The organism is Rhizobium sp. P1_E1, from assembly GCF_056406015.1.
In genome coordinates this window covers 1-10935 of the sequence record NZ_JBFUAY010000157.1, presented here as the reverse complement: position 1 = coordinate 10935, position 10935 = coordinate 1, and the positions used below count along the sequence as shown (strand labels likewise).

Annotated in this window: 9 protein-coding genes; 7 read left to right on the top strand and 2 right to left on the bottom strand. The window is 58.0% G+C overall.

Annotated elements, in window-relative coordinates; all coding sequences use genetic code 11:
- Window positions 1-164 precede the first annotated feature (164 nt).
- The 5 genes from AC1D1Z_RS29235 (at window position 165) to AC1D1Z_RS29215 (ending at window position 6744) form a co-directional block, all read left to right on the top strand.
- Complete coding sequence (locus AC1D1Z_RS29235) at window positions 165-866, top strand: sugar transferase (RefSeq protein WP_477852419.1); 702 nt, start codon at window positions 165-167, stop codon at window positions 864-866.
- Window positions 867-986: 120 nt separating this feature from the next.
- The gene (locus AC1D1Z_RS29230) at window positions 987-2738 is read left to right on the top strand and encodes a GumC family protein (RefSeq protein WP_477852417.1); all 1752 of its coding nucleotides are present in this window, start codon (window positions 987-989) and stop codon (window positions 2736-2738) included.
- Entirely contained in the window at window positions 2735-3757 is a 1023-nt protein-coding gene (locus AC1D1Z_RS29225) for a glycosyltransferase family 2 protein (protein ID WP_018243364.1), read from the top strand. Before AC1D1Z_RS29230 ends, AC1D1Z_RS29225 begins: the two co-directional genes overlap by 4 nt.
- 6 nt (window positions 3758-3763) lie before the next feature.
- Window positions 3764-5149, top strand: a complete 1386-nt coding sequence (locus AC1D1Z_RS29220) for a polysaccharide biosynthesis/export family protein (protein ID WP_018446934.1) — start codon at window positions 3764-3766, stop codon at window positions 5147-5149.
- A 125-nt stretch (window positions 5150-5274) separates the two neighbouring features.
- On the top strand, window positions 5275-6744 hold the full coding sequence (locus tag AC1D1Z_RS29215) for a hypothetical protein (protein ID WP_018446936.1): 1470 nt from the start codon (window positions 5275-5277) through the stop codon (window positions 6742-6744).
- A 188-nt stretch (window positions 6745-6932) separates the two neighbouring features.
- Here AC1D1Z_RS29215 and AC1D1Z_RS29210 read toward each other — a convergent pair whose 3' ends face one another.
- Entirely contained in the window at window positions 6933-7232 is a 300-nt protein-coding gene (locus AC1D1Z_RS29210) for a hypothetical protein (RefSeq protein ID WP_018446937.1), read from the bottom strand.
- 306 nt (window positions 7233-7538) lie between these two features.
- On the opposite strand from AC1D1Z_RS29210, the gene AC1D1Z_RS29205 reads away from it, so the two are divergent.
- Both AC1D1Z_RS29205 and AC1D1Z_RS29200 read left to right on the top strand, forming a co-directional pair.
- Complete coding sequence (locus AC1D1Z_RS29205; protein WP_477852414.1) at window positions 7539-8450, top strand: glycosyltransferase family 8 protein; 912 nt, start codon at window positions 7539-7541, stop codon at window positions 8448-8450.
- A 132-nt stretch (window positions 8451-8582) separates the two neighbouring features.
- Window positions 8583-9605 (top strand): glycosyltransferase family 2 protein, encoded by a 1023-nt coding sequence (locus AC1D1Z_RS29200; RefSeq protein ID WP_018446939.1) that lies wholly within the window; start codon window positions 8583-8585, stop codon window positions 9603-9605.
- Between the two features lie 188 nt (window positions 9606-9793).
- On the opposite strand, the gene AC1D1Z_RS29195 is transcribed toward AC1D1Z_RS29200, so the two are convergent.
- Window positions 9794-10546, bottom strand: coding sequence for a Crp/Fnr family transcriptional regulator (locus AC1D1Z_RS29195; protein ID WP_018446940.1), 753 nt, complete (start codon window positions 10544-10546; stop codon window positions 9794-9796).
- Between the last annotated feature and the right edge of the window lie 389 nt (window positions 10547-10935).

The window sequence follows — 10935 nt, the reverse complement described above, 5'->3', positions numbered from 1 at the left end:
GGCATTTGCAATGAAAAGAGGCCATCGAGGACTAGTCGGAATTCTCGAATGCCGTTTAGTAGCATAAAGAATTTATTAAGGATTATGACCTTGGTAACAGACAACAAGAGTGCGGCGCAGCAAACTTTGAATGGTTCTTAATCGGAATATTTTGGAGACCACTGATGACATGGGAAGCACATAGTTTCGAGGCCTGGTCGCGTGTCGGACGGTCCGCGAAAGGCGGCGATCTCCATTCGTCCCTGCCTCGTGCGGCAGGCAGATCGTCGAAGCGCGCGATAGACCTTCTCATCGCGATCATTGCACTGATCCTGCTTTCCCCGCTTCTGTTGATCGTCGCGGTGATCGTGAAGATAAGCGACCGCGGCCCGGTCTTCTATTCCCATACGCGCATCGGCGTCGGCGGAGCACCGTTCGGATGCCTCAAGTTTCGCACGATGAAGACCGATGCGAGTGCTCAGCTTGCCGAATTGCTGCAAAACAACCCGATTGCGCGAAGCGAATGGGAAGCGACACGCAAGCTGAAGGACGATCCGAGGATCACGGCAGTCGGCGAGATTCTGCGGCGGTCGAGCATCGACGAGCTTCCGCAACTGATCAATATCGTGCGTGGCGAAATGAGCCTTGTCGGCCCCCGGCCGATCACCGCCGAGGAATTGCCGCGCTACGGCGAGCATGTATGGGCCTACATGGCCGTGCGCCCGGGCCWGACCGGTCACTGGCAGACCAGCGGGCGCAACGATGTCAGTTACGAGTACCGGGTTTCCCTCGACGTTCACTATCTCGACAATTGGTCGCTCGGCCGGGACTTCGTCATCATTGCCAAGACCATTCCCGCTCTGTTTTCGCAACGTGGCTCGTACTGAGCATGCAAGGGGAGAGCTGCCGATCATGCCCGAAATCGGAAGATATGCTACTCCCTCCGTCCCCTCCAAGCTGCCACTACCTGGTTACTCCGTGATCTCGCCATTTTGGATTAGGACGATATGACCTCCAGCACGATCTTCAGCGGCGTTTCGCCGATACCTCTGGCTGCCGCGGCTCCCGGCGGGAACTCCCCGCTGACCTTGCGGGATATGCTTTTCTTTCTCAGAATGCGCTGGCTGTGGGTTCTGGCGGCAACTTTTGCCTTCCTCGCAATGGCCGGGACCTACGTGCTGACCGCCGACCCGACTTTCGTTGCCAGCACGCAACTTGTGATTGTCCCACAGGTGAGCGGCTCTGAAGCACAGAGGGCTTTCGCGGAAGACGCGTTCATAGAGGGACAGCTGGAGATTGCCAGATCCAGCGATGTCGTCGGCGGAACGGTAAGGGCACTTGGTCTCGATACCGATCCTGACTTTGTCGATCAGACGCCTTCGCTGCAGGATAGGGCAAAGAACTGGTTGATGGGGATTTCTTCTGAACCGGATACGGAATCGCAGGAAGCGGCAGGCACAGGGCCGCGTGAAGCACAACCGCACGCAGAGGACGAGCGGATCCAGGATAGGGCGATCGCCACGCTGCTGAACATGATAGGAATACGCCGGGTCGGGAGTTCGACGATCATCGAGATCTCAGCGGCTGCGTCGACCCCTCAGAGGGCCGTCGACATCGCCGATATGCTCGCCAGGCAATATATCCAGAAGAATATCGCCATGAAGGCCAATGCTTCCCGGCAATATAGCGAATGGCTGGAAAGATTCGTAAGCGAGCAGCAGCGTGGACTGGCCGAGGCTGCCAGCGCCCTGGCCAGCTTCACGAGCAACCCGCGCGATCAGTTCAAGCTTGCGGAGCTGCAGAGCGCAACGGATGCCCGCCGCAGCCTCTATGAAAATACCTTGAACCAGCTGACGGAAGCCCGGCAGCGCATCACCTACCCGGTGTCCGATGCCACGATCGTCTCGCGGGCCACGCTGCCTCTCTCGAAAGCCAGACCGCGCAGCACGCTCATCATCGCCTTTGCGGCGGCGGTCGGTCTTGGCGTCGGCTTGGCACTCGCCATGATAAGGCACGTCGGCGATCGCCGGATCATCCGCCCTCATCAGATCGCTGAAGCCAGTGGGCTGCCCTTTGTCACTTTGCTGGCGACATCGAGGAAGACCCATCTCCCTACGCGTTTCCTCCCCGCCGGTACCGGCAGCAGCACAGCCGCCTATCCTGTTATTCCGGGCATGGCGGAACTGAGCGCGACGGTTGTCGGTCTTCGACGCAAACGCCGGGTCGTCATTGGAATCGTCGCCGTCGATCCGGGCAGCGGAGCCTCGACCATAGCATGTGAACTTGCAGTACTGTCGTCGATATCAGGGGCTCACACGCTGCTGATCGATGCGGCTGCGCAGAAGTCGTCACTCAGCAAATCGATCGCGCCCCATAGTTCCACAGGCCTCGTCGATGTTCTCGACAATGGCGAACTGATCCAGACGGCGGCATTGCCCCTCACTTCGACACTGAAATTCCTCCCCCTCGGCAAGGTCGAAGCAGTGACGCCGGCCATTCGCCTGAGTTCCCGCCGCACGCAGTTGAGCTTCGCCGACMTGAAAAAGGAGTTCGACGCCATATTCATCGACATTTCCGCATTCTCTGCTTCGCCGGATGCCAATGCGATCGCGCCGGAGCTGGACGGTGTCCTCGTCGTCACCTCGCACGGACGCACCTCGATCGACGACACCCTGCGCGTCATCGACACCCTGCGGAATGTCGGCGCGGAGATCCTCGGCGCAGTCATCAACCATGCACCGGAAAGAATGCACTCATGACCTCGCCTTCGGCAGAAGCAACCAGGCAGGACGGCCGGATCGGGCCGGCGCCTGTTCCTTGCCGCGCTGAAGCCATGGCTGAGCGCGCGAACCGCCCGTTGCGAATGGCCGTGGGGATCGCCTCGGCAGGCCGCCCCTCGATACTGCGGGAGACGATCGATTATCTCACCACCCTGCCGGACCAGCCCGAGCGGCTGATCGTCTGCGTGCCCACGATCGACGACGCCGCCGGGCTCGCCGAGCGCCTCGATGTTGAAGTCATCGTCGGCAGCCGCGGCCTGACCTCTCAGCGCAACAGGATCATCCAGGCGGCGGCGGCCGATACGGATGTTCTGATCTTCCTGGATGACGACTTCATTCCCGCCGCGACCTTCCTGTCGCGGATGGCGGCTGTCTTTGCGGCAAACCCCGACGTGGCAATCGCCACCGGTGAAGTTCTGGCCGATGGCATCCTCGACGGCGGCCTCAGCATGTCAAACGCCCTGCTGGTTCTTGAAACTGCGGCCGAAGGAGCCGAGCAGGTGACGGAAGTCTATAACGCCTACGGATGCAATATGGCGGTTCGCCTTTCACCCATTCTCGAGCACGCACTGGCCTTTGATGAACAACTGCCGCTCTACGGCTGGCTCGAGGATGTCGATTTCAGCCGGTCCATCGCCCGCTACGGCAGGTCCGTACGCGTCGAAGGCGCCCGCGGGGTGCATCTCGGCGTCAGATCCGGGCGCCAGCCCGGCCGAAGACTCGGCTATTCGCAGGTTGCCAATCCTGTCTACCTGATCCGGAAGGGCACGATGTCGAAGGGCCGTGCCGTTGCGCAGATCGGCCGTAACATCCTGGCGAATACGCGGGGCCTATTGTTCAATGATCGCTTGATCGACCGCTGGGGACGTTTGAACGGCAATTTGCTGGCGCTGTCCGATCTTCTTGTCGGCCGCGCCTCGCCGTCCCGCATTCTCGAATTCGGCAATCCCTCGCCGCGCGAGATGCCTTCGCCGTCGATCGCAACGAAACGGAGATAGCAGACAATGCAGCGCACATCCTTGTCCGATCGCCTCATCTCCGCCGCTCTTGCCTTGCTGGTATTTTCCTGCGTGACCGGCTGGAGCGTCGCCCATGCGGAAAACTATACCCTCGTGCCGGAAGATCAGGTGAGACTGCGCGTCGTCGAATGGCGATCTTCGGATTCCCGGTATGCCAGCTGGGAAGCACTCGGCGGGACATATACAGTCGATGATGCCGGCAATCTGGCGATCCCGATCGCCGGACAGGTGCAGGCGATTGGCAAGACGACGGAACAGGTTTCCGATGCGATCGCCACTGCGCTCTCCGAAAAGGCGGAACTGCCGGGAAAGCCGTTCATCGCCGTGGAAATTGCCCAGCATGCGCCGATCTTCGTAACCGGGACAGTGCAGACCCCCGGGCGTTATGCTTTTGAAGCCGATATGACGGTCATGAAGGCCGTCAGCATCGCCGGCGGCTTCCTTCGGGAGCGCGAGGAGAATACCGTCTTCGAGCGCGACCGGATCCAGGCTGCCGGAGCCTATCGAACGGCCATTCTCAACCGGCGCGATCTTCTGATGCGTCAGGCGCGGTTGCGTGCCGAGATCGCCGGCGAACAGAGTTTCGAGATCCCTGCCGAGCTCGCCGGAACGCCCGATGTAGACAAGCTGAAGGCGCAGGAATTGAACCTGATGCGGCTGCGACGTGTCGATATCGAAAGCCAGATCGATGCGGCGAGCGACCTCACCCGTCTCTACGGCCAGCAGGTCCAGTCGCTCGAGGCCAAGATCAATTCGCAGAAGCGGCAGATCGACCTCGCGCAAAAGGAACTGGATAATGTCAACAGCCTGGTGAGCAAGGGCCTGGTCAGCAATTCCCGTCAGGTCTCGGTCGACCGCGGGGTCGCGGATGCACAAGGCACCCTGATCGATCTCGAAGTCGCTCTGACCACGGCTCGCCAGGGGCTCAGCGAAGCCGATCGTTCGAAGATCAATATCGTCAATCGGCAGAACAGTGAAAACCAGGAGCTGCTGAACCAGGTCAATCTCGCGATCGGCAGGGCGGCGATCGACATCCAGGTGGCCCAGCTTCTGGGCGAGCAGGCTGGCTACAGCGCGCAGCTCGCTCAGATGAATACGGAAACGCCGGGTCTTGGCAGAGCACAAAAGAACTACAGGATCGTGCGTCGCAACGAAGACGGGACTTATCGCAACATCGAGGCGGACGAGACGACCACCTTGCGGCCGCATGATGTCGTCGAAATCGGCATCGATACGGACCTTCAGACGCCGTCGCCTCCGCTGCAGTTGCAGTCCGCGCCGCAGCAGCAAACCTCGACCGTCCCGCTGTCGAAGGTGGCAGGCGATAATCAGGCGGCTCCCGGCTGGATATCCCAGACGGGATCGAATTAGGGGGCGGTTGTGACCATCGACGACAGCTGGCGGCTTGCGCCTCAAGCATCGCCCCGAAAGGCGGATGCCGGTCTTCGGCAAAACCGATGCCTCCGCCGCTCGCCGTCCGGATCGGGATTTGAAGCATGTCGATAGAACCGATCGGTTTCATCGTTCTGCTGCTTGGCCTGCTCGGCATGGTCAACGGCGCGCGATTTGCGATTGCGACCCTTTGCCTGTCGACGCTGCTGGGGGCGGCGGCGGCTCTCCAATTGCCCGCGCTCGGCGGCAGCAGCATCCAGCCGAGCCATCTTCTGGTGCTTTTTCTCGTGGCCGCCGCCCTGCTGCGCCCGGCTCAAACACAGGCCATGCTGGCCAGCATCGCCTATCCGGGTCCCGGTTTCTGGTTTGCCGCCTACATCCTGTTTTCCGTGGCATCGTCTTTCTTTTTGCCCCGCATCTTTGCAGGGGCGACCCTCGTCTACTCCTCTGCACGAGACGCCACGGGCATGATGTCGACGGTGGCCGCTCCCCTGTCGCCGGGTTCGTCCAATCTCAGCCAGTCCGTCTATCTGCTTGGCGACCTCGCCTGCTTTGCCGTCGTCTCGGGGCTTACCAGGCTCGGCTATGCCCGTTTCATCGCACTGCAGTTGATCGTGGCCTCGATCGTATGTTTTGCCCTGGCGCTGATCGATATCGGAACGTTTCTGACCGACCAGTCCTACCTGCTCGATGTCATCAGAAATGCGAATTATACGATGCATACGGCCGAGACGATCAGCGGCTTCAAACGCATCGTCGGTCCGTTCCCGGAAGCAAGCACTTATGGCGCGGTCGCATTGGCCTATTTTTCCTTCACGCTCATGCTCTGGCTGGAGCGCATCCAAAGCCGTATGGCCGGACTTGCAACGCTTTTCATCGGCCCGACGATCGTCCTTTGCACGTCGACAACCGCCTATATCGCCGGCATCTTCGTTGTCTGCATGTTCGTGCTGTATTGCTTGAAACGACTGATCAGCGGCCCGGCCGCGACCCCGCACGTGACACTCCTGGTGATCACGCTATTCTTGATTCCCTGCGGGATCGTCGCGCTAAGCCTTGTCCCCGATGCGTGGGATTCCATCGCCGGCCTGGTGAACACCACCTTGTCGGACAAGCTTCAATCGCAATCCGGCGAAGAGCGCACTGCCTGGAACACGCTGGCATTGATCGCATTCGTCGATACAGCCACCTTCGGCGCCGGGCTCGGCACGGTTCGAGCCTCGAGCTTCATCGCTGCATTGCTCTCCAATGTCGGATTGACCGGCACTCTTCTCTTCGCCGCCTTCCTGTACAGCCTTGTGAGAGCCTCCGGCCGGCATATGTCAGGCGATCGGGAGATCCGCGCGATCGGAAACGCTGCGGTTATGGCATCCATCGCGCAGGTCGCCTCGGCGGCGATATCGGGAAGCGGTACCGATCTCGGCTTGCTGTTCAGCACGACGGCGGGTCTGGCGGCCGGCTGCCTGGCGGCAACCAATATCGCACCACGGCGCGCAAACCGATCGCTTGCCAACCGAACCCCACTGGAGACATCGACATCTCTGCCGAGAGCGCCGATGTTTTCAACACGATGAGGCCCGCTGTGAAGCTCAGCCACCGCGCGGGATGGCGATCTCGTCAAGCCATCGGCATGTCGGCACTGGGTCGACCTCGGCTGGCCGCGCCGCGTCTTTCAAGGATCGCGTGTAAAAGTGGCCGGTCGGACGAATGCGGTCCGGCAAGGTCATCCGCACACGGATATGCTGCAGGTTCTATGCCAACATTAGCCTTGCGGGCGCTCAGTGGTGGTCGCGACGCTATCTGCGACGGAATTGTTTTCCCGCAGCCTGGCACTACGCCGCAAAAGCCCCGACAGGAACGCGCCTGCCAGAAATCCGATTTCCATGAGCGCGAGGATGGCGATACCGGAGAGCGCGCCCACGGTCACCGAAGACCCGTCGGCAAAAGCCACGCTGCCGAAGCCGATTGCCACGAGGAATGCAAAAATTGCGAAAGCCCAAGCCCGGATGGCAGCCCCGGCAGCGATCGAAATCACGGTTGCCACGAGCGCGGTGATCAGCATGACAATCCCCCTTCCCTCCGCATTCCGACAAGGGTCCCGGCACCAATCTTCGTACCGCGAAACAAGAAGTCGAAACACAGCCCTGTGACAGGCAAGGCACTCTTCATGGCGAATATCTCAACAATGAAACACACAAAAGCCGCCGGCAGCCAGACTCCGATTCAGCTCCACCGGTCTGGACGCCGGCTATATATACCGAACAGGGCCTTCATATGACAGACCCGTCAGCGCAATTCACAACGGTTCCCTCGACTGGAAAGACAATGCCGATTCATTTGTATTGCGGACAATCGGAAGGGTGATGACATGAACAATCAGTGCGTCGTCTACGTCACGGATGTCGAGTATTCATTTCCGACTATTCTCTCGGCGCTTCAGGCTCGAAAATTCGCAAGCCCCGCGACCGATGTCTGCGTCCTCTTGTCGGAACATCTCGATAATTTCGAAGAGCTGAAAGCCTTGCTTGCAAGGAGCAGTGTCATACTGATCGATGCGACCGAAGCGCTACAGGACTCGCTCGGCAAGCTCGACAGTTCGCATTTCCAGGGACGCATCAGCGTCAGCACGATGGCCAAGCTGGTCCTTTGCGAGATCCTGCCTGACAATTATACCCAGATCATCTACCTCGACGGTGATACCCAGATCGTCAGCGATCTCGGTGCGTTCGAAAGCGCCACGGTTCCAGAGGGCCGGTTTTTCGCGGCGCGAGATTATACGGCGATCCATGACTTCCTCGATACTGGAAGCAGCAGCCACTATTTCAACGCGGGAGTCCTGAAATTCCATCRCAACGGCTGGATCGGGCAGGAGGCGCTTGAGCTTTTTGCTAAAAATCCCGAGGCCTGCGAGGGCAAACATGATCAGGGCGCATTGAATTATGTCTGCGGTTCAGCGCTCATCCTCGTATCGAACCGCTGGAACTTTCCCAAACAGTTCCTTCATCTGGTGAACATGTCCTCCTTGTCGATCGTCCATTATATGGCGCATCCGAAGCCATGGCACGGAACCTTCTTTCCATGGACCGATAAGGAAAGCCAGGTCTACGTCGACCTGCGCAAAGCACATCCGATTTACAACTCGCTGTATCGCGGAATAAGCTTCGACCGTAAGATGCTGTATAAATACAGGTCGATACGGGCACGCATCGAACACGCAATTGAGAAAGACGGATCCAATCCTCGGGTCCAGAGCCTGCTGGTTGGCGATTACGCAGTATGATGATGTATGGTTGGTCCGACCTGAATGTCCGCGTGACTGAACTCAGCGTCGCCGGTCGAGCCGTGGATTTGCAGACGGAAGCGCAAGTATTCATCCATTCATTCCAGGAATGGATAATGTTCAGGACAGAATATGAGTTATAGGGCTTCCGCCGCCAGTATCTCGCATTACGTGAAAGCCCGCCTGCGCCGGTCGCTCAAGGCTCGGCAGGTTCGCTATGACCTGCTGCGCAGCGGGCTCAAGCAGGCGCGCCACGTCGTCATCTGCGTCATCCGCGACGAAGGGCACCGGCTGGCCTTCTTCCTGCAGTATTATCGTAATCTCGGCTTCGAGCACTTCATCTGCATCGATAACGGCTCCACCGACGGCACGGCTGAGTTGCTGTCCAGCTTCGACGATGTCTCTCTTCTTTCGGCTCATGGGTCCTACAAGGCGGCGAGATTCGGAAACGACTGGATCAACGAAGTCATCAACCGGCACTGCCGGGAGAAGTGGGTCCTGTATGTTGATGCAGATGAATTTCTCGTCTATCCCCATTGCGACACCCGGCCGATTGATCAATTGACCGCCTATATCGATTCCATGGGCGGCCACTCCCTCCGCTCGGTCATGATCGACATGTACAGCCCGCATCCCGTTCTTGAAAACATCTGCGAACCCGGTCGCAACCCGCTCGAGGTCTGCAATCTCTTCGACCGATCCGGATATGTCGCGCATTTCGACGAACGCAACGGGACAATATGGATCAAGGGCGGCGTTCGCGGGAGGGTCTATTTCCACGACCGGCTCTGGGACGGCCCCGCGCTTAACAAGATACCTCTCGTCTATGTCCAGGGTGAACGTCTGTTTCTCAAATCATCGCACCAGGTCTGGCCACTCTCCCTGAATTTGGGCGACATGCGCGGAGCGCTCGGCGTATCCGGCGCCCTTCTGCATTTCAAGTTCCTGTCGACCTTCGTGCACAAGGTTGCCGACGCGGCACACCTGTCCCAACATACGGAGGAATACACCGTATACTCCTCGGGCAAGGACATGGATGACTTCGTCTATGACGATACGGGCACCTACAGAAGCTGGAAGGACCTGTCCGATCACGGGCTCATACAGGGTGAAGGGTGGAAATACTGGAGGAATGCTTCCGAGAGCGAAATCTAGAGCATGTCGCGCAAAATTGCGCGGCCGTTTGGGCAAAACGTCACTAAGATATGGGGGTAAAACGCCAATTTGGTCTTTCAGCCCTGCTTCGTCCGACTATCAACACCCACAGCCATTCAAACATAGAACCCGCCGGTGGCGGGTTCTGTTGAGGCTTTCTGCTCTTTTGTTTTTATCACCGCGACGTCTCAAGCGAGGGACGTCACACCCTCAGCGTAAGCCTCCAGCGCCTTCCGATTGAGAATGCGGATTTTGCCCTGTGTCCCGTCGACCACTTTGCTCTCGCGCAAACGCCGCAGGCATTGGTTGACCTTCTCACGCGACGCCGGCAGCGTCGCGGCCAGGTCATGTTGGGAGATGATCAACTCGTCGCCGCTATTCTGCGCATCCATTCTGTACAAGGCAGAAAGACGCAGCAGCGTCCGGGCCAGTCTCTGCCTTAGACTCGATCCGGCGTTGGAAATGATCCGCAGCTCGAGTTCGGAAACACGCGCCAGTGCCTTCGACAGGATCTTCACCTGAAATTGCGGATCGTTCGCACACAAGTCCCGCAGCAATCGACCGTCGAAATAATGCAGTTCGCAGTCCGAGGAGGCTCGATATTCCAGGCTGAGAGACTGCTTGCGCAGCACCTCCAATTCGCCGATCAAGCCACCTTTAGGAATGATTTCGACGATGAACTCTCGTCCATCGGCAAGCGGCGTGCTTGCGCTCACCATTCCGCGCTGTACGCGGGCGAACATGTCGATGAGGACACCGGCGCTGGCAATAACTTCACCGCGGCGAAACTTTCGAATACTTGAGCGGCAAAACGGAAACTCGTGATCCAAATCGGCCCGGCCGCCGTAAACAATACCAACAGGCCCGCAAGTAACCGCTTCGCCTATTCGCGCCGCGCTTCCTCTAGTCCTGTTGTCTCTGATGCTAATCGCCCCGTCCATACGCGCAACTCCACGCAGACTAATTGATTTACTGTCTTGATCGACATTCGTAATGCTATAAATTATAAAGTCAAACAGTAATAAAATAAAAATCTCGTGTTTAAACTATACATAATTATGACGACTCCTCACATTTATATATAATAAAATTCATATCGAATTCTTTCACAAGAAACTCATAGAAGCTGCGCGACGGTTTTTATACAATTTATGACAATTGCTTACCCGTAGAATAAGTTAACAACTACAATAGTAATATAAGAATATAAAATAAATCTGAATGACTCCTCCGTTATATATTTCAATAACAAAGGTAATATTTTAAATAGTCAAAAGAATTTCTTTAGAGTATAAAGAATTTATTGAAGATTATGACCTCGGTCACAGAC